The sequence below is a fragment of the Exiguobacterium sp. s143 genome (assembly GCF_018618895.1).
Taxonomy (GTDB): Bacteria; Bacillota; Bacilli; order Exiguobacteriales; family Exiguobacteriaceae; genus Exiguobacterium_A; species Exiguobacterium_A abrahamii.
Genome location: NZ_JACSMX010000001.1, coordinates 248,141 through 273,519, shown reverse-complemented (window position 1 = coordinate 273,519; position 25,379 = coordinate 248,141). Strand labels below are relative to the sequence as shown.

28 protein-coding genes are annotated in these 25,379 nt (G+C 50.5%); 8 read left to right on the top strand and 20 right to left on the bottom strand.

The features are described 5' to 3' along the window. Positions 1-7 precede the first annotated feature (7 nt). On the bottom strand, positions 8-1,012 hold the full coding sequence (locus KNQ03_RS17235; RefSeq protein ID WP_214723207.1) for a helix-turn-helix transcriptional regulator: 1,005 nt from the start codon (positions 1,010-1,012) through the stop codon (positions 8-10). 113 nt (positions 1,013-1,125) lie between these two features. Here KNQ03_RS17235 and KNQ03_RS01575 point away from each other — a divergent pair, with 113 nt between their 5' ends. Next, positions 1,126-1,977, top strand: coding sequence for an alpha/beta fold hydrolase (locus KNQ03_RS01575; RefSeq protein WP_214723205.1), 852 nt, complete (start codon positions 1,126-1,128; stop codon positions 1,975-1,977). On the opposite strand, the gene KNQ03_RS01570 is transcribed toward KNQ03_RS01575, so the two are convergent. After that, a complete protein-coding gene (locus KNQ03_RS01570; RefSeq protein WP_029341707.1) occupies positions 1,965-2,633 on the bottom strand; it encodes a hypothetical protein in 669 nt (222 codons plus the stop codon). The genes KNQ03_RS01575 and KNQ03_RS01570 overlap by 13 nt on opposite strands. Before the next feature lie 145 nt (positions 2,634-2,778). Here KNQ03_RS01570 and KNQ03_RS01565 point away from each other — a divergent pair, with 145 nt between their 5' ends. Together KNQ03_RS01565 and KNQ03_RS01560 are read left to right on the top strand one after the other, a co-directional pair. Beyond that, entirely contained in the window at positions 2,779-3,315 is a 537-nt protein-coding gene (locus KNQ03_RS01565; protein ID WP_214723203.1) for a flavodoxin family protein, read from the top strand. A gap of 79 nt (positions 3,316-3,394) precedes the next feature. Further along, a complete protein-coding gene (locus KNQ03_RS01560) occupies positions 3,395-3,712 on the top strand; it encodes a hypothetical protein (RefSeq protein ID WP_214723201.1) in 318 nt (105 codons plus the stop codon). A gap of 155 nt (positions 3,713-3,867) precedes the next feature. Here KNQ03_RS01560 and KNQ03_RS01555 read toward each other — a convergent pair whose 3' ends face one another. From KNQ03_RS01555 to KNQ03_RS01510, 10 genes are all read right to left on the bottom strand, one after another. After that, complete coding sequence (locus tag KNQ03_RS01555; protein ID WP_214723199.1) at positions 3,868-4,233, bottom strand: YciI family protein; 366 nt, start codon at positions 4,231-4,233, stop codon at positions 3,868-3,870. Between the two features lie 93 nt (positions 4,234-4,326). Beyond that, positions 4,327-4,788: a YflT domain-containing protein gene (locus KNQ03_RS01550; protein ID WP_023468312.1), complete on the bottom strand. Its 462-nt coding sequence runs from the start codon at positions 4,786-4,788 to the stop codon at positions 4,327-4,329. Positions 4,789-4,874: 86 nt separating this feature from the next. Further along, complete coding sequence (locus KNQ03_RS01545) at positions 4,875-6,548, bottom strand: FTR1 family protein (RefSeq protein WP_214724278.1); 1,674 nt, start codon at positions 6,546-6,548, stop codon at positions 4,875-4,877. Further along, positions 6,532-7,764 carry an iron uptake transporter deferrochelatase/peroxidase subunit gene (gene efeB, locus KNQ03_RS01540; RefSeq protein ID WP_251140222.1) on the bottom strand — a complete coding sequence of 411 codons (1,233 nt, stop codon included), beginning with the start codon at positions 7,762-7,764 and terminating at the stop codon, positions 6,532-6,534. Before efeB ends, KNQ03_RS01545 begins: the two co-directional genes overlap by 17 nt. Before the next feature lie 2 nt (positions 7,765-7,766). Further along, positions 7,767-8,585 carry an iron uptake system protein EfeO gene (gene efeO / locus KNQ03_RS01535; RefSeq protein ID WP_214723197.1) on the bottom strand — a complete coding sequence of 273 codons (819 nt, stop codon included), beginning with the start codon at positions 8,583-8,585 and terminating at the stop codon, positions 7,767-7,769. A gap of 134 nt (positions 8,586-8,719) precedes the next feature. After that, entirely contained in the window at positions 8,720-10,423 is a 1,704-nt protein-coding gene (locus KNQ03_RS01530) for a DUF2339 domain-containing protein (protein ID WP_214723195.1), read from the bottom strand. Between the two features lie 139 nt (positions 10,424-10,562). Next, positions 10,563-11,639, bottom strand: a complete 1,077-nt coding sequence (locus tag KNQ03_RS01525) for a C39 family peptidase (protein WP_058703424.1) — start codon at positions 11,637-11,639, stop codon at positions 10,563-10,565. A 183-nt stretch (positions 11,640-11,822) separates the two neighbouring features. Further along, a complete protein-coding gene (locus tag KNQ03_RS01520) occupies positions 11,823-12,872 on the bottom strand; it encodes an oxidoreductase (protein WP_050677930.1) in 1,050 nt (349 codons plus the stop codon). Positions 12,873-12,945: 73 nt separating this feature from the next. Next, positions 12,946-13,431: a GNAT family N-acetyltransferase gene (locus tag KNQ03_RS01515; protein ID WP_214723193.1), complete on the bottom strand. Its 486-nt coding sequence runs from the start codon at positions 13,429-13,431 to the stop codon at positions 12,946-12,948. A 223-nt stretch (positions 13,432-13,654) separates the two neighbouring features. Beyond that, a complete protein-coding gene (locus KNQ03_RS01510; RefSeq protein ID WP_023468304.1) occupies positions 13,655-14,527 on the bottom strand; it encodes an SDR family NAD(P)-dependent oxidoreductase in 873 nt (290 codons plus the stop codon). A gap of 160 nt (positions 14,528-14,687) precedes the next feature. Here KNQ03_RS01510 and KNQ03_RS01505 point away from each other — a divergent pair, with 160 nt between their 5' ends. Beyond that, a complete protein-coding gene (locus KNQ03_RS01505; protein WP_214723191.1) occupies positions 14,688-16,151 on the top strand; it encodes a potassium/proton antiporter in 1,464 nt (487 codons plus the stop codon). An 82-nt stretch (positions 16,152-16,233) separates the two neighbouring features. Next, on the top strand, positions 16,234-16,644 hold the full coding sequence (locus KNQ03_RS01500; protein ID WP_214723189.1) for a hypothetical protein: 411 nt from the start codon (positions 16,234-16,236) through the stop codon (positions 16,642-16,644). Between the two features lie 47 nt (positions 16,645-16,691). Here the strand turns inward: KNQ03_RS01500 and KNQ03_RS01495 are convergent, their stop codons facing one another. Together KNQ03_RS01495 and KNQ03_RS01490 are read right to left on the bottom strand one after the other, a co-directional pair. Then, positions 16,692-17,876: a hypothetical protein gene (locus tag KNQ03_RS01495; RefSeq protein ID WP_214723187.1), complete on the bottom strand. Its 1,185-nt coding sequence runs from the start codon at positions 17,874-17,876 to the stop codon at positions 16,692-16,694. A 21-nt stretch (positions 17,877-17,897) separates the two neighbouring features. Further along, a complete protein-coding gene (locus KNQ03_RS01490; protein ID WP_029341691.1) occupies positions 17,898-18,494 on the bottom strand; it encodes a DUF1129 family protein in 597 nt (198 codons plus the stop codon). Positions 18,495-18,642: 148 nt separating this feature from the next. On the opposite strand from KNQ03_RS01490, the gene KNQ03_RS01485 reads away from it, so the two are divergent. Further along, entirely contained in the window at positions 18,643-18,789 is a 147-nt protein-coding gene (locus tag KNQ03_RS01485; RefSeq protein ID WP_023468299.1) for a hypothetical protein, read from the top strand. 35 nt (positions 18,790-18,824) lie between these two features. Here the strand turns inward: KNQ03_RS01485 and KNQ03_RS01480 are convergent, their stop codons facing one another. The 4 genes from KNQ03_RS01480 to KNQ03_RS01465 are packed head-to-tail and all read right to left on the bottom strand — an operon-like array spanning position 18,825 to position 22,526. After that, positions 18,825-19,616, bottom strand: coding sequence for a PP2C family serine/threonine-protein phosphatase (locus KNQ03_RS01480; RefSeq protein WP_214723186.1), 792 nt, complete (start codon positions 19,614-19,616; stop codon positions 18,825-18,827). An 18-nt stretch (positions 19,617-19,634) separates the two neighbouring features. Further along, entirely contained in the window at positions 19,635-20,555 is a 921-nt protein-coding gene (locus KNQ03_RS01475; protein WP_214723184.1) for an alpha/beta hydrolase, read from the bottom strand. Between the two features lie 34 nt (positions 20,556-20,589). Further along, positions 20,590-22,038, bottom strand: a complete 1,449-nt coding sequence (locus KNQ03_RS01470; RefSeq protein WP_214723182.1) for a PH domain-containing protein — start codon at positions 22,036-22,038, stop codon at positions 20,590-20,592. Continuing rightward, positions 22,035-22,526 (bottom strand): PH domain-containing protein, encoded by a 492-nt coding sequence (locus KNQ03_RS01465; RefSeq protein ID WP_064300972.1) that lies wholly within the window; start codon positions 22,524-22,526, stop codon positions 22,035-22,037. Before KNQ03_RS01465 ends, KNQ03_RS01470 begins: the two co-directional genes overlap by 4 nt. Before the next feature lie 126 nt (positions 22,527-22,652). Here KNQ03_RS01465 and KNQ03_RS01460 point away from each other — a divergent pair, with 126 nt between their 5' ends. Beyond that, positions 22,653-23,108, top strand: coding sequence for a hypothetical protein (locus tag KNQ03_RS01460; RefSeq protein WP_023468294.1), 456 nt, complete (start codon positions 22,653-22,655; stop codon positions 23,106-23,108). A 17-nt stretch (positions 23,109-23,125) separates the two neighbouring features. On the opposite strand, the gene KNQ03_RS01455 is transcribed toward KNQ03_RS01460, so the two are convergent. Then, positions 23,126-23,557 (bottom strand): MarR family winged helix-turn-helix transcriptional regulator, encoded by a 432-nt coding sequence (locus tag KNQ03_RS01455; RefSeq protein ID WP_069940681.1) that lies wholly within the window; start codon positions 23,555-23,557, stop codon positions 23,126-23,128. 109 nt (positions 23,558-23,666) lie between these two features. On the opposite strand from KNQ03_RS01455, the gene KNQ03_RS01450 reads away from it, so the two are divergent. Beyond that, positions 23,667-24,089, top strand: a complete 423-nt coding sequence (locus tag KNQ03_RS01450) for an organic hydroperoxide resistance protein (RefSeq protein ID WP_029341685.1) — start codon at positions 23,667-23,669, stop codon at positions 24,087-24,089. Positions 24,090-24,220: 131 nt separating this feature from the next. Here KNQ03_RS01450 and KNQ03_RS01445 read toward each other — a convergent pair whose 3' ends face one another. After that, positions 24,221-25,357 carry a Six-bladed beta-propeller, TolB-like protein gene (locus KNQ03_RS01445; protein WP_149427355.1) on the bottom strand — a complete coding sequence of 379 codons (1,137 nt, stop codon included), beginning with the start codon at positions 25,355-25,357 and terminating at the stop codon, positions 24,221-24,223. Between the last annotated feature and the right edge of the window lie 22 nt (positions 25,358-25,379).

Genomic DNA, 25,379 nt, shown 5'->3' with positions numbered 1-25,379 from the left:
TTAGCTCTTAGAGAGCAGGTGTTTCGACTTGGTACATCGTCGCAAGACCTGCCACCTTGTTCTTGAATGTCTCCCGCCGTTCGACAGGCGCGATGATTTCCGCCTGGTTGCCGAACTGAATCAGCCACATCATGAAACCGTCGGAAAAGAGCGCATCGACTTTGACCTCGAACCAGAGATTATCGAGACGACGGCAGCGGATATCCGTTCCGAACCGGTCGACGACGGTTGGCATCAGACTCTCCTGGAATTTAAGCGTCAATTGCTCGTTCTCTCCCCCGTACATGTTGAACATGTTACTTAAGTAACTCGGCTCGACATGGACCGGTTCTTCCATCGGTTCGAACGCTTTACAATCGACGATTCGGTCGACCCGGTACGTTCGGATCTCTTTGATCCGCTCATCGCGTCCAATCAAATAGTAATTTCCGTTATCCATCAACAGATGAGCCGGAGAAACGAGGTAATGCTCGCCATCCTTCCGTAACTCGAACTTCCGCGTCCGTTCATTAAACTTTCCTTGGTACTGGAAACTGATGACGAACCCATCGCTAATTGCTTTCTGGATCGTATCGATCGAGCGCGACGTCATTCCTTTTGGTTTTTTGACAGTATGTAGCACCGGTTGGAGTGACTCCGCCATCTTGTCACTCGTCAACGACTGAATCGTCTTAACGAGCGACGTCGTCTCACTTTCCGAGATGAACTTCGCACTGGCGATGGCATCGACCAGCAATCGGAGCTGATGATGCTCAAAAGGACGACTGACGAGATGATACGGAATGGCAAGTCCATTCTTCGTCTCTTCCGCCACGACGTCGAAACCTGATTTGGCAAGTGCCGCAATATCATCCTTCAACGATTTTCGGGATAGCTTCTCGATCAGTCCTCGTTTCGAGAGTTCCATGCTCAATTCCTCAAGCGTCAACGTATGGTCTTCATCCGACTGACGTTCGAAGATTTCTCGTACAGCAAGTAAGCGGTCACGGTTCGTTAATTTTTCGTTAGACACTACGCATCCTCATTTCCTAAGTCACAATGGTTTGGTTATACTTTACAGTATACATGAAAATAAACACGAGATTAACAATAAAATGGTAAAAATTAAGAGATAGGAGAATTTGGATGCATTATATCGCAGAATGGAATGGTCAGCGCTTTGATTACCGAGATAGCGGGAGCGGTCCCGTCATTCTTTTGATTCATGGTACGCAGTCGGATTACCGGGAGGTCTACCATGTCGAAAAGTTAATCACGGCAGGATATCGTGTTATCGTACCGTCACGTCCGGGATATGGAAGAACGCCACTTCAGCTCGCAGATAGTCCAGAGGCGCTTGCAACGTTCTACGCTGGGTGGCTTGCTTCCCGCCAGATTGAACAGTACACCGTTTACGGCATCTCTGCCGGCGGACCGACGGCAATTGCACTTGCTGGAATGGATCCAGGCGTCCATGCCCTCGTCTTAGCGTGTGCGATGACGCACCGGATCTCGCTGCCGTATCACCGTCTTTTGATCCAACCGGTCTTACAACGTCCTTTGCAGTTCATCCAGTGGGGGCTTTGGACGTATGTGAAGGATAAGATTCGCAAGTTTCCTGAAGAAGCAGCGGTTCGAATGGTCGAGATGACGAGTCTGTTACCACGCGAAACGATCCGTACCCACATTAGTGAGACGGATGCATCGTTATTATATGAGGTTGGTCTTCAAAATGGTCCTGGGCGAGGTGTCTTGTTTGATATCACACAAGACATAGAACGAGAACGGCTTCAAGCCGTCACGTGTCCTGTCTTGATCGTCCATTCGAAGTCAGACCGTGCTGTTCCGTTCGAGCATGCGGAACACGCACGACGGAGCATTCCTCACGCGCAGTTCATTGAATCGAAAAGTCCCGGTCACCTGATCTGGATCGGTCCATCCGCGCGTCGGGATGAACGGCTGATCGAACGGTTCATCGCTTTCAATCAGATGACTTGAAGGCGGAGCCGCATTTTTAGCTTCTCATCATCCTCTTCGATTGCAATCAGACCACGACGCGTCAATTCACCAATCGCGCGACGTGTCCGGTCTTGATTAAGTCGGGCACAGCGGGCAATCTCAGCGATGCCCATTCGACATGACAGTTGGTTCGCCTTGATCTTTGATGAAGGCTTCGCGACGGAGCGTTGTAAGAGACGCCAAAAGACGTGACGGGCATCCTCTGATAAAGCATAGGCATTTTTCTCGATCACCGGTGGCATGTAACGAACGTCTTCTCGAATCCGGCGAATCAGATAGAGACTAAGCCATTCTTCGAGCTCCGCTTGAATTCGTGAGAATTCGAACCACCAAAGCTGCTCGAGTGCCTCCTCTTCTTTCGTCGCCAGTTGCCAGCTAGCAGGAATCTCATCAAACTCTTCCTCGAGCCAGTCTTCGTAGTCGAGTGCCGTCTCATACAAGACTTGTGACGGGATCTGCTCGAGTGACGTCCGATGTTTATAGATATCAAAGCTCATCCGTCGAAAATGTTCGACGGATGCAGCCACTTGGCTCAAATGAATCAATTGTTTCGTGATGAGTCGCGCCAGTCCATCCATCTCGAGGTGGATGGCATATAAGTGTTTTTCTAGCGCAATGAGCGTACTTCTCTCCATTCGACCGTTCCTCCCCTATTTGTTTTTCGTCTTCTTGTCTTTTTCCGCAAAACCCTTATTCAAAACCAATTGTGAGCATATCGGTGTATTGACAGTGCAGTTTGGAATAGAATAGAACAATCGAATTCAAAAGGAGATGCACGATATGTATACGATTTTTGGTAGCTCACGCAAAGGAAACAGTGAATGGCTCGGGGAACAAGCATTGAAAGGAATCCCTCATGTTGCTGTCGATTTAGCGAACGTCTCGATTCAGCCGATTGAAGACCGCCGTCATCATGGAGGCTTTTTGCCGATTGGCGATGACTATCGCCGGATCGTCGAAGAGATGCTTGAACACGATGACATCCTGTTCATCACTCCGGTTTACTGGTACTCGATGTCGACGAAGATGAAATTATTCATCGATCGATTCAGCGAATCACTGCGCGACGAAGAGCTCGACTTCAAAAGCCGGATGGCGGGGAAACGATTCCACTTGATCGCAGTCGGAGGAGACAATGCACGCGACAAAGGACAAGCGCTCGTCACGCAGTTCGAGCATATCGCATCGTTCCTTGGCGCGACGCTTGAGACAGCGATTCTTGCCGAAGGAAATGCACCAGGTGAGGTCGAGTACGATCAAGAAGCGATTGCGGCAATCGCGGCGTTTCGTGAAAAAATGTCAGGAGCACGTGTTTAAGCACTGTTCGTGAAGGGAAATAACTGAAGCAGAGCGCACGACTATCTAGCGTACGACTCAATTCAGGAGGTGGTCAGCCATGTTCGCATCTAAAAAACGATCGAATCGCAAGTGGAAACAACTGACTTCACGCCAGCATATCCTTCATCTTGAGCATCTGTATCAATCACGCGAAGAGACGATCGTTCGTGATCGCCTCTCCTTACAACACATCATGGAACGTGCAGTCCGGACCGGACAGACGGTCCACGTCCGATTGAAACAACTCGATACGATATCCGGTTCGATCCAAGCGATTTTTCATGACCGCGGAACAATTGAACTCGTCACATCGACAGGTATGCGCCGCATGGTACGAGCAGCGGACGTCATCGATATCGAGTGGAAGACAACCTAACAGTATGTAACCCCTTCTCAACTAGAGGAGGGGTTTTGGTTTACATGAGTCCTTTGCCACCGAGCGGTTGATCTTCCAGTACATGTTCAACATGTTCGAGCAACGGGCGTGCCGTAGACTAGTTTGAATCGTAAACGTCGTTCATAACCTGTACATTAAGAGATAGCTGATAACGGTCGGACTTCCGCGCGCCACCCGTAAGATTCCCCTTCTGCGACTTGAGTCGTCGGGTGAAGGGAAGCCAGTTCCATCGCCTGCTCGAAATCACGTGCTTCAAAGACGATCAAACTGCCGATCTGCTCCCCATGCGTTCGATCCGGTTCTACTTTTTTCTGTACGACCCCATCCTGCCAGTAAAATGCTTGTGTCGTAAGACCAGGGTGCCACTCTGATAGGACGTTGACTTGTTCATTGAAGGTGTCCATTAACGCATCACAACGCGACATCAACGTATCGATCTCTTCCTTCGATAAAGAATCCATTCGGTCTGCATTATAATAGCCGACATATAAGAATTGCATCGTCTCTCCTCCTCTCAATTTTCCCATTCCCTTCCATGAGCAGACTAAACAAAAGCCTCCTGTCTCTACGCTGAGAAACAGAAGGCTTATGTATCATTCATCTTTTAACTTGACGTTTTGATCGGCTGGTAACGTCGTCGTCGTTTCCTCGTCTTCGAGTTTCGGTACGCCAGCACCATAATCGGTTGCTTCATCCGTCACGTACGACGCCGCGAACGCTGGATTCAGTAAATCGGATTTCGAACCGACGATGACGATCCGACCGTGTCGGACTTCATCTTCTAGATCCTCAGCAACATCCTTTGTCATGCCAAGCTCGGACAATTGAGCAATCCGATCATTACGGTTACTCCGGACGGCTGATAATAACGTCTCGAAGAACGACTTCTTCGTCACGCGGTATGGTAACGTCTGCGTGTCATTCGCGATGCGTTCCGCGAGTTCTTCGTCTTTTGCAAAGATGTAGATCTGTTTATTCGAATAGCCACTTGATTTGAGGCTCGTCACTTCTGCGTCGACAGCGGTCATGTTTCGTACGATGCGTGTTTCAAGCATAAAAATCCCTCTCTTTCATGCAGCAAGCTGCTGATAAGAAGTTATACCCGAAACATAATAGTTGAAACCTGAAATTGAAAAATGGATCAAGCAGCAGTCTGGATTGCTGCTGTGCGCCGCTTTTGCCAGATCGTAAACAAGGCAATCAGAATCATCAGGACGACTTGCGGGATAAGCGTCTCGAGCGTTGGGTAGAAACCAATCCAGCCGGCGGTTCCGAGTCCATTGATCGGATGAATCGGTAAGACGTTCGTCAGCTGCAACGCGTGCAGACTCGTACCAAGAATCTTGAACGCCATCACATAAATCAACCAGGACGCGACTTGGAACAGACGATGAATCGGTAAACGAATACCAATCTGGATGACCGCATACGAGACGAGACCGATGATGATGATCGCGAGACCGATTCCGGATAACAAGGCAGTTTTCGTCATCGCTGGTGCCATTCCGATATAAAATAACAACGTCTCGGCGCCTTCCCGAAAGATCGTTAAGAAGCTGACGAAGAATAAGGACGTCGTCGAAAGCGTCGATAAAAAGTGTTTTCGTTTGGCGACGGCGCTTTTCGAGTGCAACCAGTAGCCGACGAACAACATGACAACGACCGCGACGATTCCTGTATAGCCTTCGATTTGTTCCCGACCCGTCGCCGCGAACGAGGCCTGAAAGACCGTCTGGAGGATGAGCGCTAACAGACCGCTTGCGATCAGACCAAGCCCAGCACCTGCCCAGACCTTCCCTTCTTGTTTTGAACGACTTTTGCGAGCGAAGGCAACGAGCGCACTGACGATCAGTAACGCTTCGAGACCTTCCCGCAGCATGACGAGCATTGCATCGACGAACGTATAATGCGTCTTCGTTTGTAATTGTGCGATAGCATTCTCAAACGACTGGAGTTCTTGTGCCGTCTTTTCCCGCGTTTCCGGCGTCAGGCGGGCAAGTAACAGTGGTACATCGGATTCAAGCTGGGAATAGAGACCTTCATTACGTGTCCGGACCTCACCTTCCGCACGTGGCCAGGTCTTCAGAAACGATTCGAGTGCTTGTTTCGCTTTCGGTAAATCATTTGCAGCTAGTGAGGTTTGCGCCTCCTCGAGTGGCGTCAGCAGCGACTGCAGTCCCGTTTTCTTCGCCTGGACTTTCTCTCCGTCGAGGAAAGACTGAACGGCCGTATCGAACTGATCAAGTGCGGCTTTCCATTCCTTCGTATCCGCGGAATCACGCGCCGCCGCGATCCGGATCGACGCAAGTGCCATCTCGATGTTGCCATAATGACCGACACTGTCGTTGCGAACAAGACTCTCGTGCGTCGCCCATGCGGTCAACAACCGTTGCTCCGCTGCCGGACGATCGCTCGCCTTGACCTGCCGCATCTCTTTCGTCAACGAAAGCAATTGCTTCACTTTTGCTTTCGCAATCGGGTCCGTCTTCGGTTTCGTTGCTTCTTCCTGCTTCCGGACAGCAGCAGAGAGTGCCGTCAGTTGCTCGCGGACTTCCGGAAACGTTGCCTCCCGTTTCGTATCGACCTGTTTGACGGCTTTCGTGATTGCCGCTTGTTGATCAGGTAAGTCTTGAGCAGCTTGTCCTAGTTCATCAATCGCTTGATTCAGTGCTGCGCGATCTTTACTTGCGACGGCAGACAGGGCTTGTCCGATCGCGACATAGAGATCATCCGTCGAAGCAGCATAGACAGGCACCGTTTGTTGACCGGCTACAAGGAATACAAGTACAAGGACGAGATTACGCAAATAACGCATCACCGATGTAGCCTCCTTTCGAGATTCCACCGAAGCAGGCGAAGATGGCACTTCCACGGTGCGTGATGTATTCATTCAATCGATCCTGTGCGGCAAGGCGACGCTGAATCTCGATGAATTGTTTTGGTGAACGCTGATACGATAAAAAGAGTAGACCCGCATCGAGGGCACCTGTCTTCTCATCGATGCCGTCCTGATACGAGTAGGAACGGCGTAAGATCGCTGTCTTCCCATCCCCATGCGCGACAGCGGTATGCGAGTCAACCGGTAAAGCAGCTTCGCCACGAGCTTGACGTTTCGCCGGTGTAACGGAAGCGAATTCGTCTGTTGAGCCGAGCGGTGCCCCAGAAGCGCGTTCGCGCCCGAAGGTCCGTTCTTGCTCTTTTAGGATCGTCCGGTCCCAGACTTCGAGATGCATCTGGATGCGACGGACGACAAGGAACGAGCCGTTCGTCAACCACGGTGTACCATCTTGCCACTGACAAAAGAGCGATTCTTTCCGGACCTGCTTCTTCGAGACATCAGGATTCCCCGTGCCGTCCTTGAAGCCGAACAGATTACGCGGCGTCCCACCAGAGGCATCTGCTGCTTTACTGCGCTGGAAACCAGCTTGGGACCAACGCATCGCGACCGTCCCACGCCCGACACGGACGAGGTTACGGATCGCATGGAAGACGACTTGGGCATCATCACCACAGACTTGGACGACGAGGTCGCCTCCACTCCATTTTTCGTCCAGACGATCGAGGTCGAACGCCGGCAACGGTTGAAGTGCATCCGGTCGTTTATGACGGATGCCGAAGCGACCGTCAAACAGACTTGGACCGCACCCGAACGTAAACGTCAAGTGACCGGCCGATAATCCGTCCGCTTCTCCCGTATCTTCCGGTGGGACGTAACGGGAGTCGGAATCGCCGTATGGTAACCCGGCAGCAAGTCTGGCACATAACCGCGTCCAGCGTTTTAATAAATCGACCAACTCATCGCGTCGCTCCGTCTTGATATCAAACGCTACGACTTGGACGTGATTTTGTGGTGGTGTCAGAATTCCCGCTTGATACGTCCCGTAGAACGGCTCTTGATCACTTGCTTCAACAGTCAATGTCCGCGGAAGGAACTTCTCAAGACCACTGGCATACAGGGCGGCCCCGAGACTCGTCAAGCCTGCGACCTTCAGGACGTCACGCCGCGTGACGCCTTCTTGGATTGGTTTCATGCTTATCCCTCCAGTACGATGCCCATCTTCGAGAGCGGTTCCGCGAGTTCATTGATGGCGACACTCATCTGTTTGACGTCTTGTTTCGAGAGACTCGTATAGAGAACATAGCCGTCACCCTGTTTCTTCGCATCGAGTAACGCGTGGACATCCTTGAAGCGAGCAGCAATCTCTTTTGATAACGCCGCATCTTGTTTTTTTAGCGCCGGGTTCAACAGTTCGTAAATCTTTTCAGCCCCTTCGACGTTTGCCGCGAAGTCATATAAATCGGTATGCGAATAACGGTCTTCTTCCCCTGTCACTTTTGACGTCGAGACTTCGTTCAATAGATCCGTCGCCCCCGTTACGAGTAATTCTGGTGTCACCTCGACCGTCTCGACCTTTGCCCGCAGTAAGTGGACGTCCTTCATCAATTGTTTCGCGTATGCTTCATAACCTTTTGTCGTTCCCTTTTCGAATAATCCTTGCTCGATCCGGTGGTAGCCACCCCACTCCGACGCTTTCACGTCGCCTGCTCGCGCATCGATCTTCGGATCAAGGTCACCGAATACTTCCGCGATTGGTTCTGCGCGTTCGTAATACATCCGCGTCGGTGCGTACAACGCTTTCGCTTCTTCAAGCTTTCCCGCTTGTACGGCATCCGTGAACTTTTCCGTCTCGCGGACGAACGTATCGATTTCGTTGATCGCATACGTCCGGTAATCCGTGACGACCTGGTCAAAATTCGTCTTTTTCGGTGCTGGTGTCTCCGCTTGTTTCGCTTCACTGCAACCTGCTAAAACGACGGCGAGCGCCCCTGTCATCAATAATACTTGTTTCATGTATAGTTCCCCCTGTTACTAATTAAGTCAGTTCCTTAAATAGTATAGACGACAATGATAATCGTTATCAATAAAAATTTTTAAGCAATTAAAAACGCTTGAACCGGTTCATTTCAACCGATTCAAGCGCTGTGTCAGGCTTGTTCTTTGCGTTTTTTGAAGTACGTCCGTGAAATGATGAACGTGACGATTCCGAAGCCAATGAAGACGAATGCTTTTTGGAATAAGCTCAGGAACGACAAATCGAATAGTAAAAGCTTGACGGCACTGATGGTCAGTAGCAACAACCCGGATAATCGCCACGTCGACGACGTCCGCATCCGACCAATCGCGACAAGGACGAGTGCGAGGACGATATAGGCCGCGGACAACGTCGTACTACGCGCCGTCTCTTCAAGACCGCGGTAGAATGGTAACTCCATGATGATCAACGTGTATGTCGTAAAGACACCGATTGCAGCTAAGACGAGGACAAGTTGCCATGACCCTTTCCAAACCGGATCACGATGTGTCTGAACGAGGAGCAAGACGAATGCCGTCGAAGCAATGACCATCGCGAGCACCGTCAACGCATACGACAGCCCTATGCTTTGATAAGATTCATAATCAACGACGGCTGAAAAGATAAAGACGACATACAACCCGACGTTAAACAACCGTTGATGCGGCATTCGCGCCCGCGGAACGAACCAAAATGCGGCGATCAACCCGGCAATCAAGAAGTAGCGCAGTTGATACGTCCAGCTGAGGGCATCTGCCGGAATCAAGAGGACAGCGACGAGTAAGGCGACGTGACCGACGCCGTTTTGAGCCGGATCCTTTAATCGATCCGCAAGCACGTAGGCAATTCCGGCGAACAGAATCGCTACAAGCGTCCCGAACGACCAATCGAGGATCAGTAACGTCAGTAAGATGACAATCCCGGCAAGCCAGCTTGGCACGTTTGGCTGAAACTGGATGCGTCGTCCGACGAACGATGTCGCACCGTAACCGAAGAATGTCGCAAGTAAGAGAGACCATTCATCAAGTCGTGGTACCTGTTCATCAAGCCAGTAGAGCTCTAACGAGAGTAGGCCGAACGCGAGTGCGATCGTAAAGATCACCCAAGCGAAGACGAACGCTTTTTTGGCCTTCAGTCGGTCAACCGCAAAGAAGATCGCTGCGAACAGGACGACTTCGTACAATAAGAAGAGCGGTAAGTTCGGGTCGTCCGATAATTGTAGATACGGTAATAAGAAACCGGTGATGGATACGAGGACGAGCAAGGCTTGCGATCGCATCCAGAGCATCAAACCGTACGCGATGAAGACGACGACGAGCTCAAGTAAGAAGGCTAAAGACGGTGGATAGAATTGATATAAGGCCATCCCGGCGAACAGTGCCGCCAAGGCGACGATCGTACCGGTCGCGACGAGTCCGACCCCGAGCTCACGTCGTTTCTTCTCATACTGGTATTCTCCAAGGGCGATGACGAGTAGACCGATCAATACCCCACTTCCGATGCGGACAGGCGGACTGATCAGACCGGCAACCGAGGCGTAGGAGAACAGAAACAAGGCTCCGAGTGCAGCGAATATCGCTCCAATCCGGGGTAACCAGACGGTCGCGATGACCTGTTCCCATTCTTCGCGGGAGCGTTTTTCCTTAAATGTTGGTGGAGGAACAACCGGTTTTCGTTTCGTATAAGCAGGGCGCGGAGCTGGGCGAGCGACTGTACTTACTTCTGGTTCGCTCGGTTCAGGTGCGACAGGCGAAGTGTGCTGTCCTTCAAGGGCAGCTACTCGTTGTCGTAACGCCGCGACCTCCTGCTCGAGACGCGTGATCCGTGGATCTTCCATCTCTTCACTTCCTTTCATAGATACATTGTCATTCTTTTACACACCTAGCAGGTGAACTCCTTCATTTTACAGTAGATTTCGTATCGATATGCCTGAAAATGACAAAAATCCGGTCGCGTGGGAGCGACCGGATGAGGGTTTAACGAACAGATAACGCATATTGTCCCGTTTGATTGAAAACGGATGTGAACTGCGAGCGACTGACACTGTACTTGCCGCGGTATGGGTCCGAGACGTAGAACGAACCGCTTGAGACACCTGTCACGAGCATGACGTGATAGTTCCGGTAACCAGTAAATGTTTTACCGTCCGGTTTGATCCAAGAGAAGTAGCCATATGGATTCTTGAAATCGACCGTTGCCCAGACGATGACCGGGTTACCGCTACGAATCTCACTCTCAATTTTCGAGACGCCTTGTTTCGAGATATCAACGGCACCACTGCGGTATTTTTTCGCAAGTGGTAGGATCCCTTTCGGATAGATGCCCCAGTTCTTGTAGTAATCGAGCGTTCCGGCTGGATTCCCCGTGAACATTTTTTCTGGATCTGCCCAGTAATATTTTCCGTTCTTATACGTCGCGTTCTTCATGCTTTTCGGCATTTGATTATAGAGTGACGCAGCAGAGACGGCTTTTTTCTTGTATTCGAGTGCCATCTTCAACGAGACGAACTCACAACCAGATGGATACCCGAGTGAATATTGGTTGTAGTACGGAACATTTAACTTTTTCGTCGTCGTCGATGGTTTTGACTTCGAAACGTATTGCGTCGAGATATAGCGGTAGCTTCCCTTGTAGAGAATCCGTGTCCAGCTCCCTGACGTGCCGTATGTCGCAACGGCAACCCCTTTATTCAGCTGTCCTACGACTTTATACTTCGTTCCAGCACCCGTCCGGACGTTGAGTGTGCCGACCGTCGTATACTTCGTTCCCGTCGACGTATATTTCGACGAGGACGATTTGACGTAGTTTTTGTGTATGTAGCCTGTGCGGGATTTGTAGCTGATTTTATACCAGCTGCCGGACGTTCCCTTTGATGTGTAGACGTTCCCTTTGTAGACGTTACCGAGAATCTTACTCGATGTCGAAGGTTTCTCGCGGACGCGCAAGACATCCGTCGTCACGGTCAACTTCGTCGCGGCCTCAGCGATCAACGAAGGGCTGAGTACCCCAACGATGACAGCCGCTACGAGCAATGCGGATAAGAATCGTTTCATGATAGACCCCCTATGTTTTGATTTGGTGAGACATTCCCTTATTCCCAACTTTTTGAAAAAATAATCAACATTTCTTTAGAAAAATCTGAAAAATAAGGAATGCACCTGTTCTTTATATCAAAAAAACCCGACCATGCCTATGGGCACAGTCGAGTTGTCATCAACCTGCAATCAAATTAAAATTTAATTTTGGATCGTCAAGATATAAGGTGACGGTTGCGCAAAAGCTTGTTCGAGCAGGTGGGCAACAAACAAGGTATCCTCTTCTTTCACCGGAAGCGGTGCATCTTCGACGATACTGCGGTAAAAGGCGCGATACATTTTACCGTAATCACCAACAGGACTCGGGATTCGGACGTCTTGCAGATGACCGTGTTCATCGTGATAGATCAAACGCCCATAATCGTCTTCTGAATCCTCACCGAACCCCTCTTCTCCCGGGAAGTAGTTCGCTTTCAGGTCGAGCTCTTGCCGGTCGACGTGTTGTTTGATGAACGTCCCGTTCGTGCCGTGTAACATCCACCGGGGTGCCGGGGCAAGTGCGACATGACTCGTCCGGACGCTGACCTTGAGCTCCGGATAATAGAGATCAATCGCAAACGCGTCGTCTGGATTATGCGGCAGTCGAACACTTCGTACGTCAAAGGCGACCTTGTCCGGTTTTCCGAACAAAGCGATGATTTGATCGAGCGTATGGACGCCGAGTCCGTAAAGCGCACCGTTTTCGTGACGCGCATCAGCTGACGCCGCTTCCGGGCGGAATAGATCAAATTGCGAGACGACCTCGACGAGACGACCAAGTTTCCCGGAACGGATGATTTGCGCGACGACTTGGAAGTCGCTGTCGTAACGTCGGTTTTGATAGGCGAGAATCTTGACGCCTTGCGCATGTGCTTCTGCAAATAGACGCTTCGTCTCCTCTTCCGTCACCGTAAATGGTTTTTCGACGAGAACGTGCTTTTGATGTTGCAGCGCGAGCAACGCGTATTCGAAATGTGTCGCCGGTGGTGTATTGATGACGACGACATCAAGTGCCGGGTCAGCGAGCATTTCGGACAGATCCGTCGTAAAACGGGCATCCGGCAGTCGATCCTGATAGGATGCGAACAGCTCCGGTTTTTCCTTCCGATTGTAAATCCAGGTGACGTGATAGTTGTCCTCGATCATCACGTACGGTAAATGGTAACGGGTCGTACTTTTGCCAAAGCCGATGAAGCCGATATTCAATCGCATCCGATCACTCCTTGAACCGTTCTTTTTCTATTACCATACCAAACGAAACGACCGTTGTCTTGATTGAACCGCTTCAGGCTGTCGCTTCGATGCGTTCATACTCATAAATCGAGAAGCCGTCCCGTGTTCCTTGATAGACGAATCCGAAGGACGTGTAATATGCATTGAGAAACTCGTTTGAAGCGACACAATCGAGTCGTAGGATTTCTCCTTCATCCTCTGTCACAGCAATCGAGTGTTCCAGCAATTTCCGACCGATCCCGCGTCCTTTGGCGCGGTCGCTGACGACGATTCGATGGATATACAGACCTTCTACATCATCCCACAAGGATTGATCCCATTCGAGCGAAGGAAGCAGGGCAACGGAACCAAGCAGCTCGTTCTGATCCTCAAAGACATATAAGCGACCTGCTTCTAAATCTCGCGCGACGAGTTGCTCGATGTCTTGCTCCAGATAAGCAGACCACTGGCTACTACCACTGGCTTTGAGGGAGAGCGCTTTTTGCTCAAGTAGGGTTGCGATGTTTCGAACGTCTTTTGATGTAGCTTGTCGTATCATGTTATTCCTCCTGTTACAAAAAAAATTCTTCTCTATCCTAACGAATGTACAGCGAGAAGAAAACCTTTTTGCTTCAAGATTTCACGTTTGCCCATTATTTTGTGATTTTTTTCATATTCCACAATTTTATTTCAATGTAACGTATCCTTTAGGAGTGATCTGACCCCCAGTCGTCACAACGGATAAACGACCGGCTTCCCACGAGCCGGTCGTTTTTTGTCGTTCAGGCGAGTTCAACCCAGCGACGCGACAAATTCCGTGCTTGCGCCCGGTACTCGTCGTCTTCGACGATCGGATTACTGAGTCGTGGAGCGGAATCTGCATAGTAGCCGCCGTTATCGAGCGGATCGTCGGTCGTTGCGAGATAGAGTGCCGTCTTCGCGCCGTATTCTGGTGTATAGAGTTTTCCGGTCCAGTATCCGACTTGCGCGACCGGTTTGAGTAACGTCTTCATCACTTTGCCGTACTTGCCGCGATAGAACAGATCCGTATTGACGATCCCCGGGTGGACGCTGACGAACGTGATCCGGTCGCCGTGCTTTTCAGCCAGTTCACGCATATGAATCATTTGCAGGAGCTTTGATTCGCGGTAGGAACGCATCGGGCTATAGTGTTCTTTTTTGACGTGGGCGATCGCTTCGAGTTCGACGTCGGTCCGAATCAAGCCGCCTTCACCGGCGAGCGACGAAATCGAGATGACGCGCGGATCGTTCCCTTTCTCAAGTAACGGCAATAAGCGCTCGATCAAATAGAAATGACTCAAGTAGTTGACTTGAAATTGTGATTCGAAGCCGTCCTTCGTGACATGATACGGCGGTACCATGACACCGGCGTTTAAAATTAAGCGGTCGATCCGACCGACTAAATCAAACAGACGATCCGCGAAGCGACGGACGGAGTCCAGTTGATCGAGTTGAACGATCTCGATTTCCAGGTGCGTATGCGATACACCATGTTCTCGCAGTAGTTGTACGAGTGCCGTCGCTTTTTTCTGCGAACGGACGGTAGCGATGACCCGATCTCCTCGTTCCAATAATTCTTGAATCGTGACCATCCCCATGCCGGAGTTGGCACCCGTGACGATACAGATGTTCATCCCTTTTCCTCCTTGTGTTCCGTATTGAACGCAAATAGTTCTGTTTCTAGTTTTCCTTTTTCTTTTCGTTTGTACACCTCGTTTTGACGTTATTTTTCGAAATTTTCAAAAAGTAACGTATACTAAAAGGAGAACATGTTATCACGAAAGAGGTGGTCGGATGGAAGAAGGGACGATCTTATTCGTCGCAGGAACGTTACTATTGATTGCGATCATCACGACGAAGTTTGCCGTCCGGTTAAATGTACCGACGTTGATCCTGTTCGTCGTCGTCGGGATCGTGGCAGGGTCAGATGTCACAGGAATCATCAACTTTGGTGATTTCGAGCAAGCTCGTCTTTTTGGGACGATGGCGCTCGTTCTGATTCTGTTTGACGGTGGCTTGCATACGAAATGGGTACACTTCCGGAAAATTCTCCCCGCTGCCCTGTCACTTGCGACTGTCGGGGTCCTTGCAACGACCGGGATCATTGCCATCGTTGCGTATCTATTACTTGATTTTTCTTGGCCGGTCGCGTTATTGATCGGCGCGCTCGTCGGCTCGACCGATGCGGCCGCTGTCTTTTCCCTGCTCAGTGGACGACCGGTCGACGCAAAAGTCAAACATACGCTCGAGGCGGAGTCCGGAACGAATGATCCGATGGCCGTCTTCCTGACGATTTTGTTCACGTCGTTTGCGTTAGCGCCGGAATCGTTCTCGATCGGTGCGGGTATTCTGTCCTTCATCTACGAGATGGGACTTGGGACACTAGTTGGTCTTGCAATCGGGTATCTCGTCACGCAACTGCTGAACCGGATTGAGTTGCCATCGTCCGCCCTTTATCCGACGCTCCTGTTCAGTGGGGCGCTCTTCTCGTATGGTCTCGCGACGATTTTGCACGCCAGTGGGTTTCTCGCCGTCTATTTGACCGGAATCTGGATCAACAATCATGATATGATCTACCGCGAGACGCTCAAACGATTTAGTGGTAGCTTGTCACATTTAGCAGAAATCGGCATGTTCATCATGCTCGGATTGCTCGTCTTCCCGAAACAATTGCTCGATCCTCGGACCTTGTTCGTCTCGGCCGTCATCGTCTTGACGTTGATCCTGCTCGCTCGTCCACTTGCTGTCGTCTTATCGCTGCTTCCGTTTCGGTACACGGTCAAAGAACAGAGTGTCATCACGGCAGCTGGTCTACGTGGAGCCGTTCCGATCATTCTCGCGACCTATCCGCTTTCAAGTGGTCTTTCTGAAGCGCCGCTTCTTTTCAATATCGTCTTCTTCACCGTTATGACGTCTGCTCTTTTACAAGGGACGGCATTGCCGTGGATCGTCCGGCGGATGGGGCTTGAGACACAGCGCGACACGACGGTCGAACCATTCCTGAAATTCATGACCGTCACCCATCCGCAAGCGGAGATCATCGAGGTCAGGGTCTCGACAAACAGTGTGATTGCCGGAAGAACGTTACAGGATATCGAGATGCCCCAGGATGTGCTCGTCGTTGCGATCATTCGTGAAGATGAAATCCTGACGCCGCGTGGTCAAACACGTGTCCTCGTAGACGATCAACTGTTGATTTTAACACCTAAACAAGCGGATCAGGACGTGCGACGGTTGATCGCGTCACTCGGAATATAGATCATTTGACACATCCTCCAGGAGGGTGTGTTTTTTGATGTAGATTGGTATACTCAAAAAGGAAAATAAAGGAGGAACCTTGATGTTGAAACGATTACTTGCCGTCATCTTGACTACCACGCTCGTTTGCACCGTCCTAGCATACATATCCTATACACCGCTCCGAGATCGGACATCGGATACGATGTATGATTCATTCGGTTCAACATTTTTGTCATACGTCTTATTCGCCTTGCCGATCATCTTGCTGTCCGGCTTCTTACTCGACTTCCTTATCGGCATGATCATCAACCGGTCATCGACGACATTAGCGTATGTGCCGACAGTCTTCGGTTACGGAGTGTACGGTATAGTGATTGCGAGTCTTCTCATCGTATTGACGACGAAGGACGCATTTGATCTGCCACTTTCTTTTACAATCGCTGCTCTGACAGCAATGATCTATTACAGTCTGTCCGTCGTCTTTAATCGATTGTCACAGCACGCGCACTAAAAAAACGAACAGGCACGTCTGCTTACTCGCGGACGTGCCTGTTCGTGTTATTCTGCTTCCGTTCGTTCAATCGTGATGACACCCGGTGGACGATGCGGGAAGGTCAACGTCAGACCGGCAAAGCGACAAATATCATCTTCGTTCGGTGCCCGGTGCACCCACTCGATCGTCTCTTGCCTTGCTAGCGCGTGGCGGATCCGGTTATCGGCTTGTGTACGCGAGATGCCGCGGCAATCGACGTTCGTGATATACGTTGCTTCGTCCGACTCGATCTGTTGCCAAATCCCGAGGATCAGTTGACCAATCGGACTGACAGATTGACCATCCGGTTCTTCACTGCTGACGGCATCATCGAGCATTTCGATGACAGCGTCACAAGTCTCACCGGAAGCAAGCAATCGCGTCGATCCTTGTTGTAGAATCCGGTATCGCGTCACGCCGTTCTCGAGCCACAAGCGCTGTGCGAATGGATTGACCGGAACACCGTGGAAAAATGTCTGCGTCCCGCGCCAAGCAAAACCAAATGATGGATCGTACGCCCGAATCGTCGCCATGGCGCGATCATGGAACTTAGTGATCGTCTGTCGTTCTGTTTCCAGTAAGGTCCGGATCGCGTTATCGTCTTCTAACGATACCGACTTTGGTGTCACGGTGAATAATTCCGACTCCGGTAAGCGGTGTGGGGACAAAATCGTTCCGTCGAAACGATAATCGTTCGCCGGACGTCCAGTACGCCCGACAGATAAGCGCCACGTCCGTTCTTCCGGCATGAAGGCATAACTTTGATGGGCAAAAGGTGGTGCGACGAACAGTCCCGGAAACGGATCGAATGTGTCGACTCGCAGGACGTCACCGTCATACCAGCACTCTTCGATCAGACGGACGAGCCGTCCGACGGGTGCATTACGGTCCGTCAGGTAACGACCGGTATTCGCATGAAATCCGAGCAGGAACTCGCGCTCTTCTTCCTGAAAGGTCACCATCAAGAGTTGGAACAACGACGCAATCTGCTGCTCGACGAGTTGTGGCTCCTCCTCCGTCTCTGCTTCAAAGGCGACCATCTTCCAGCCGGACCGCTCATACAGATGGATTGTCACCGGAAAGAACAGGAAGGCACCATGTGTCGCTTCGAGCTTGACCATATCTTGCGATGCTAATCGTTCTGTCAGTAGGGAAAAGCCCATTCGTTCGAAATGATCTTGCAGCCGTCGTTTCCAATGTGTGAACTCCACGCAATCCTCTCCTCTCGCGAATTATGCGCCGCGCTTTCGTAACGGATTCTTTGACCAGTAGATGTAGAGACCAACGAGTCCCGCGATGCCGATGATATAAGACGGCGTTCCGCTGACTTGAATCAAGACGTCTGGTGCCGGGAAGACCGTCACGAGCAGTGCCTTGTAGGTTGAAAACAAAATGAAGCTGATGACGAATTGAATCCACACCCGCGGTTTGACTTGTTTAAGCTTCGGTGCCGTGATGACTTGTGACATCGCATCGATCAAGAATAGAGCGATGATCGAGAAGAATAAGTAGTCAATCAAAGCGAATTGGAACAATCCATCGATCCCTTCGATGAAGATGAACATCAGGATCGACGAGACATAGTTTCGCGTCCAGCGTTTTTGTGTCTCCATCCGGTGTCGTTGTGGTAATTCAGCGATCATCTGATCGAGGCGTGCTTCGACCGATAGACCGTGAATCTCTTCGAACGGTCGTTGTTTCCGCTGGGCTTCATAGATATCTGCCCGCAGACGGTCTTCAATCTCCGTCCGGTCCGGTTCTGCGACATTCAGATTCAAGCGTGGTAAAACGGTTTCTAATAGACGTGTGTTGGCTTTCGTTAATTTCAATCGATTTCCCCCTTTTTCATGTTTAAGTATACTGGGTTTTTGGGAAAAATACGTAGTGGAAGTAAAAGATTGCTTGACGAAACGATGAAGAATGTTCAGAATTATTAAAATATAGTGTCGGAATCAGACAGAAAGGACGTGTCGGACCATGCGTCAAACATTGACGAGCGCCGCCTTGATCACCTTGCTGACAAGTGCGGGCATCGCCTTCCCGTTGGCTGAAGCGAAGCCACCTGTGGACCAAGAACCGGTCGAACTCGATCAGCAACAGGAACAAACGCCTGAAACAGAATAACAATAACCCGCGCTCAAGCAGGAGCGCGGGTTATTTCATGTATCACTAGGTTGGGTGACGCGTTCGTCAATCGTTACGGTCCATGTAACGACCGTCGTACTGTCACGAACACCCTGTGCCTCGATCGTCGAGAGAAGTTCTTTGACACCACCTGATCGTAAAGTGTCCTCGATCTGCATCGCGTCAGCATATGGGGTTCCCGGGCACTCAAGCAAACCATCCGTCGTCACGAACAACTGATTCTCGCCTTGACGCAATTCGCGGATCCCACGCGCGTAACTCGGGACCGGTAACGCAAACGTGTTCGCGCGTCCAATCCATTCATAGAACTGCCGCTCATTCAAGGCGGCTTGTCCCATCTTCATCAGCTCCGGGTGAAACAGATACAAGACGACGTCACCGACCGAGAACCACCAGATGAAACGCCCTTTCCGGACGGCAATCAGACACGCTGTTTCCCCTTGCAACGTCGCACACGCCGCTAAAAAGTCCGGATCTTGAAATAGATCCAGCACGGTCGTCTCGATTCGTTGGAATGCGTCCGTAAGTGGGGCATCAAGATCAGTCCGAATGCGCGACTCGTGTTGTGCTAACTGCTGTAAGACAAGTACTGCACTATCCGCTGTCTTATGAGCGTCTAAGACGACGGTCATCTCCCAATCGTCGCCGATCAAGATGGCAGCCCCGTCTTCGTTTTTATATTGACCGCTTCTTGAGCAGCCTCCGAATCGACCGAGCGTCACCCGACCAATCTGGTCAATCTGCTTCGTGTCAACGAATGGTTCGTCGAATCCGACCCAGTAGTAGGATGATTGTGTCGTCTGCATGCATCAGTCTTCCCTTCTTTACATCTCCCGCAAGTACGGTTGCAGGAATAAGCGTAATCGTTTTTCGTAGTTGTCCGGGTCCATCGTATACGTCTCGTCATGACCGGCATCGCGAACCGGATACAATTGTTTTAATCCCGTTTTTGCTTGATACAGTTCATACATCATCCGAACCGGGACGAGATCGTCCTTCAGTCCGTGGATAAACATCGTCGGAACCCGACTCTTCGTTGCTTGGCGCGTCACCGAGACGTCGCCATAAAAGAAATCCTGCTCGCCTTTGTTCCACATGCTCGCGACCGTCAGAGACGGCAGTGCCGGGTAACGGATCTGTTCGTCCGCGAGTAGACTGAACCAGTCGTCGAGTCGGGCGTAAGCTCCTTCAGCGACGATCGCCCGGACTTGTGTCGGTACGGTCTCGCCAGAAGCGAGTAAGACGGTCGCTGCGCCGACACCGAGTCCGTGATAGACGATCCGTGTATCGTCTCCGTTTTCAGCAAGCAGGCGTTTCGTCCATTCCAAGACATCCAGTCGATCGAGCCAACCGTAGTTCCGGACGCCACCGCTTCGATCCTGCCCACGCCGTTCGATGAGTAAGACATTGAAATTAGCCTCATGGTAATAACGGGCAAGCGCATAAACACCGGTCTGTGAAAACATCATCTCATCCGGGACGAGGAGGACTGTCTGTTTGCTACCGTCAACCGGTAGATAACGACCGAAGCGGACGAGCCCGTCCTTCGACCATTGCTGTGTCTCGCTTGTTTGTTTGAACCATGTCTCGTCTTTCGTCACCTGTCCGTCCGTTCTCGTCGTCTTCAGAATCGGAGAAGCGTCCGACTGACCGATCAATGTTTCTTGCATCCGGTATCCATCATAGACGATGAACAATAGCAGACACGTGACGAGCAACACGATGCCGATTCCCCATTTGCGCATGTGCTTCGCTTCCTTTCCGACAGTGAGTCTTTCCTTATTCGTCGTCAGTTTTCACTTCCCCTGCTAACGGGGTCGAAAGGAACGATTGTTTATACCAGCGCTGTAAGGTATCGATATCCGTTCGTTCAAAATAGAGCGCGTTAAAGGCAGTATTGCCTCGTAATTGAATTTCGATCCGGGCAATCTCCTTTGCTTCGAGCCAACGGGAGACGGACCAGGTCAATTCCTCGATCTTCAGTCGTGGCGTATAGACGGTCTCTTTTTGGACCCATTGTTTGCGTAACATCAAGAGATCATGTCCGGTGCCGAAACGGGTCTTTCGGTAACCGCTACGCACAGCGAAGTAATAGAACGGTAACCAGATGAATAGAAGCAAGATTAAGAAGCGCCAGGAAGAATCAAGGACGATGATGACGACACTGCTTAGTGCCGTAAATAACAGCGCATAACCGAGTAACGGCCAACGAACCCGGTAACGAAAGCCGATCGGTGCGACTTCGTGCTGCGGGTGGAACTGACGAAAGCGCGGTAGATACGTCGCTAGGAACGGATCAATCTCGTTCGTCCGGATGAACGGATGGAGCAACAGTCGCTCCTTTTCTCCAGTCGCCGAGATGATGTGCAAGGACAGGCTAGCCCGTCCAATCAACCGCTGAATCCAGCTTTCCTGAATGACGAGGGCTTGAATCTTGTCGGCATGAAACGCGACCTCGGTCCGGTTCAACATCCCGTATCCGATCAACAATCGGTTGTGTTGCAAGACGGCACGGTACGAACCGTACTTCAAGATATAGACGATGATCGAGCCGATATAGATGACGAGTAAGACGATTACGCCAAGTCCCGTCAAGACGAACAGTGATAAATGCGCGAGCTCCGAGAACAGTCGATCGACATAACGTTCAATGAACTGATCGATGAATTGATAGGCGGTTCCGATCCCGACGAGCGCCAGTCCGACGCGTCCTGACAAGGCACCGGCTAATGCCAAATCGCGGACAGGGATCGTATAGGCGACTTCCGCCTGCTGTTCTTCGACGACGAGCTGTCCCTCATTTTTGATCGACGACTTCAGTTCTTTCGCAAAATCAAGACGGATCCCTTTTAGTTCGACTTCCGGTGTTCCGCTCTCGGACGACGTCTCGACGGTCAACGTCGCAAGACGCAACAGTCGTTCGATGACGTTTTGCTGGATACCGATCGACTCGATCCGTTTACGTTGCGTCGTCCGTTCACTTTTTTGGAAAATCCCTTTGCGGACCCGAATCGTCTCGGCATCAATCGTGAACGTATAGAAATACCAGGAGGCGATCCCGTATAAGAGGACGAACACAATCCCGATACTGATCCCGATCCACGTATAGGTGTTGATCTCACCTTTTCGGATCGCATTTAAAATCAAGGCAGCGAACGGAATCAGGAGCGAGCGGATGATCGAGATACTCGACATCACGATGAACAGCGGGTGGACGCGCCGGGTCATAACGATTCCTCCTCCCGCTCCTCGAGTTTCGCGAAGCGTTCGACTTGTGTGCGTAGCGCGTCTCCTTGCGCACGATCGAGTCGTGTCAACGTGACGAATCCGGATGCCGTTCGAATATCCAGTGTGATCAAATCATAGCGACGCAGGATTGGTCCCGTTTGACTGTCAATCAGTTGCACCTTGACGAGCGGCACGGTGACTTCGCGGCGGAAGAAGATGCCGTTGCGGACGACGAGAAATTCCTCATCGATACGATAACGCATATACTTCACGCGAAGAACGGGTATGTAGACGATACGGGGAATGAAATAGATCAGCCAAAGCAGACCGACGATGCCCATCCACCAGGGTGTCAGGTCGAGCCACATGACTTGAGTGATCGTCGTTCCGATCAAAATGACGGCGATCAAGCCGTGTAACGGCAACAATCCGAGCCGTTCTGCTCGAATCGATCGTTCTGGCAATGTATGCCATTGTACAGTAGACATCAAAAAACACTTCCTTTCGTTTCCATTTACGGTTAAAAACGTCGCTTGGTTTCAGACAGCGGTTGACATTTTGTTTGATTTCATCGCATATATAGAAGTGAAGAACTGTAACACCAAGGAGGAACCATGTTAACATTTGAAGAAAAACTACGAATTATCGAGACCTTCCCACAACTCGTCCGCAAAGATGTCTCGCTGAAGCGCGTCAATTTCCAATTCCCGGACAGTCAGTATGAGAAGAAGAATCTCGTCTATCATTTGCATCCGAACGGGAACGGCTTCGTCTATGCCGCTGGTCTACCAGGTTATGAAACGGACGAAAAAGGATTCGTCAACATCCGTGAATTCTCAGAGCCTGCTTTAATTCTCTTATTAGAAGATGCAATCAAAGCACTCTCGACGGTCCAATCGGTCGAAACACTCGAAGAAACATGGGTCAACGATAATCAGTTTGAATTGACGTTGCTCAATGAAGACATCGACACGTGGCTCGTCTACGCTGGTGATCTTTTAGACGGTGCATTCAACTCGTATAAGGAAGCAGCGAACTATCTTGAAGAAGAAGGTTTCCGCCGTAAATAAGACAATGAGCGATCCGGTTAATCCGGGTCGCTCATTTTCATGACGAGACGATTCAGTGCCGCTTTGACGACGCGCAAGTCTTCTTCGTCGACGTCGAGTGTCCGGACGAGATCAAGCGGAATGGTCTCTGCTTGTTTCCGTAATGCACGACCGGCATCCGTCAAAAAGATCTGGATGTGCCGTTCGTCTTCCGGCTTACGGACGCGTCGCAACAGATCTGCTGCTTCGAGTTTCTTCAGTAACGGTGTCAACGTTCCCGAATCAAGATGGAGCCGTTCACCGATGGCTTTCAGCGATTGTCCCTCCTCCTCCCAGACGACGAGCATGACGAGATATTGCGGATACGTCAGACCAAGTGGTTCAAGTAACGGACGATAACGACGCGTGATCTCACGCGAAATCGCATAAAACGGAAAACAGAGTTGTTCATCTAACGCTAATGGGTTCATAAAAAAATTCCTCCTATCGTGAGCAAACGAGTTGCATTTTGATTTAAATTGTATACAATCTAATTGTAAGCTACTTATTTGAATCTAACAACGAAAGGGAGTTACACACATGAAACCAATGTTCACATCATCTGCAACAGCTGTCGGAGGTCGCGACGGACGCGTCGTATCGGAGGACGGAATCCTTGACGTCGCCCTCGCAATGCCGGTACCAGGATCGAAAAAACAAGCCACAAACCCAGAGCAACTCTTTGCTGCAGGATATTCTGCTTGCTTCGACTCTGCATTGAATCTCGTTGCTCGTAAACAAGGCATCAAACACGACGGAAGTGAAGTTACAGCACACGTAACATTAAACGAAGCAGCTGACGGATTCATGCTCTCTGTCGAACTCGATGTTCTCGTCCGCGGGATCTCGGAAGAAGCGGCGGCTGAACTTGCGAAAGTTGCGCATACGGTCTGCCCTTACTCACGTGCAACTGCTGGAAACATCCAAGTCGACGTCTATACACGTACGACTGACGCAGAATAAGTGTAGCATTTCTAGCCAGCCTGAGGTTTACTCTCGGCTGGTTTTTATTTTTTATAATAATTTCGGTAGTTGAAATAATTATATTCTTGATGATGAACGGTTGCTCTCACGAAAAGAACAACCGCTCTTTTTTATAGTTGATGGACCGATAAGATGACGAGTTCCCCGGACACGGTGACATAATAGGCATCCTCGAACCGGTAGCGTTCATTATGTTCTGCGTCGTAAACCGTGACCATCGGTTCCGCGTCGTCTCCGATCGCTTCGTGTAAATAGAAGCGTCCACGTAAGACACGTTCGAACGGTTCCTTATCGAGGAATCGGGCACCGTTGCGTAAGTTGATCACTTCATGATGGTGTTCAGACCGGTCATTGACGATGAAGATCGTCGACTCGACGTCATCGTACGTGAAGTCGAGCGGTTCATAGTCACTCCACTGAATTCGGGCAACCTCTTCGACACTCGCTTCCGTATCAATCCGGTAAAAGATTTCTTCGTTTAGACGGTCAGTATAGGCACTAAAGATCAGATGCCCTTCCTGTTCTCCGAGATACTGAACGGTATCCCCTTCCCCTTCTAACTTCAACAAGGTTGCGAACGATAAGTGCTCAACACCCTGTTCGATCTCCTCGATCAAGGTCGGTAGTGGGGCAATCAACAGACTTTCCGAGTGGTCGATCGGATCTTCTGGTGAGATGACACCACTTTCAAGGGCATCATAGAACGAGAACTCATCGAGCCGAGCATTACAGACGATGTACTCCTTGTCTTCGAGCGTGACGAGAAAGAAATAGAGTTCCCGGTAATTCTCCGTCATCCCGTAGAGCCGTGGATCGCGAATCGTCTGCCGCGATTCATCCTTGACGTCATACAGAAACGCAGACGTCGTATCCGTCGTCTGTAAGAATACGAGATAGTTCTCATTGAGCACCCAGTAGAGCGTCAAATCCCCTTCGACATAAAACGATGCAATCTGCTCCCGTTTACCGGACAAGAGATCGATGACGAGCACTTCCGTCTCCCCGCCCTGTTCTTGCGTATGTTCATTCAAACAATAGACTCTTCCGTGCCGCACGAACGGTCGGGTTGGTCCGTGATCCGTCAAGGCTTCTGGCGTTAGATCGACCTGTTCTTGATCTTCAAGATCATACCGGCTGATGTGGTAACGGGCGTCATCAAGACGACGTCGAAAATAGATCGACGATGGTGTGACATGTAAAACATCCATATGATCGGCGGGTAAAGCACGGGCATCCACTATTTCCATGATTAATCTCCTCCCGGACACG

Coding starts and splice junctions, on each gene's coding strand:
- KNQ03_RS01575 (WP_214723205.1), top strand. CDS start 1,126: ATGCATTATATCGCAGAATGGAATGGTCAGCGCTTTGATTACCGAGAT.
- KNQ03_RS01570 (WP_029341707.1), bottom strand. CDS start 2,633: ATGGAGAGAAGTACGCTCATTGCGCTAGAAAAACACTTATATGCCATC.
- KNQ03_RS01565 (WP_214723203.1), top strand. CDS start 2,779: ATGTATACGATTTTTGGTAGCTCACGCAAAGGAAACAGTGAATGGCTC.
- KNQ03_RS01560 (WP_214723201.1), top strand. CDS start 3,395: ATGTTCGCATCTAAAAAACGATCGAATCGCAAGTGGAAACAACTGACT.
- KNQ03_RS01555 (WP_214723199.1), bottom strand. CDS start 4,233: ATGCAATTCTTATATGTCGGCTATTATAATGCAGACCGAATGGATTCT.
- KNQ03_RS01550 (WP_023468312.1), bottom strand. CDS start 4,788: ATGCTTGAAACACGCATCGTACGAAACATGACCGCTGTCGACGCAGAA.
- KNQ03_RS01545 (WP_214724278.1), bottom strand. CDS start 6,548: ATGCGTTATTTGCGTAATCTCGTCCTTGTACTTGTATTCCTTGTAGCC.
- efeB (WP_251140222.1), bottom strand. CDS start 7,764: ATGAAACCAATCCAAGAAGGCGTCACGCGGCGTGACGTCCTGAAGGTC.
- efeO (WP_214723197.1), bottom strand. CDS start 8,585: ATGAAACAAGTATTATTGATGACAGGGGCGCTCGCCGTCGTTTTAGCA.
- KNQ03_RS01530 (WP_214723195.1), bottom strand. CDS start 10,423: ATGGAAGATCCACGGATCACGCGTCTCGAGCAGGAGGTCGCGGCGTTA.
- KNQ03_RS01525 (WP_058703424.1), bottom strand. CDS start 11,639: ATGAAACGATTCTTATCCGCATTGCTCGTAGCGGCTGTCATCGTTGGG.
- KNQ03_RS01520 (WP_050677930.1), bottom strand. CDS start 12,872: ATGCGATTGAATATCGGCTTCATCGGCTTTGGCAAAAGTACGACCCGT.
- KNQ03_RS01515 (WP_214723193.1), bottom strand. CDS start 13,431: ATGATACGACAAGCTACATCAAAAGACGTTCGAAACATCGCAACCCTA.
- KNQ03_RS01510 (WP_023468304.1), bottom strand. CDS start 14,527: ATGAACATCTGTATCGTCACGGGTGCCAACTCCGGCATGGGGATGGTC.
- KNQ03_RS01505 (WP_214723191.1), top strand. CDS start 14,688: ATGGAAGAAGGGACGATCTTATTCGTCGCAGGAACGTTACTATTGATT.
- KNQ03_RS01500 (WP_214723189.1), top strand. CDS start 16,234: ATGTTGAAACGATTACTTGCCGTCATCTTGACTACCACGCTCGTTTGC.
- KNQ03_RS01485 (WP_023468299.1), top strand. CDS start 18,643: ATGCGTCAAACATTGACGAGCGCCGCCTTGATCACCTTGCTGACAAGT.
- KNQ03_RS01480 (WP_214723186.1), bottom strand. CDS start 19,616: ATGCAGACGACACAATCATCCTACTACTGGGTCGGATTCGACGAACCA.
- KNQ03_RS01475 (WP_214723184.1), bottom strand. CDS start 20,555: ATGCGCAAATGGGGAATCGGCATCGTGTTGCTCGTCACGTGTCTGCTA.
- KNQ03_RS01470 (WP_214723182.1), bottom strand. CDS start 22,038: ATGACCCGGCGCGTCCACCCGCTGTTCATCGTGATGTCGAGTATCTCG.
- KNQ03_RS01465 (WP_064300972.1), bottom strand. CDS start 22,526: ATGTCTACTGTACAATGGCATACATTGCCAGAACGATCGATTCGAGCA.
- KNQ03_RS01460 (WP_023468294.1), top strand. CDS start 22,653: ATGTTAACATTTGAAGAAAAACTACGAATTATCGAGACCTTCCCACAA.
- KNQ03_RS01455 (WP_069940681.1), bottom strand. CDS start 23,557: ATGAACCCATTAGCGTTAGATGAACAACTCTGTTTTCCGTTTTATGCG.
- KNQ03_RS01450 (WP_029341685.1), top strand. CDS start 23,667: ATGAAACCAATGTTCACATCATCTGCAACAGCTGTCGGAGGTCGCGAC.
- KNQ03_RS01445 (WP_149427355.1), bottom strand. CDS start 25,357: ATGGAAATAGTGGATGCCCGTGCTTTACCCGCCGATCATATGGATGTT.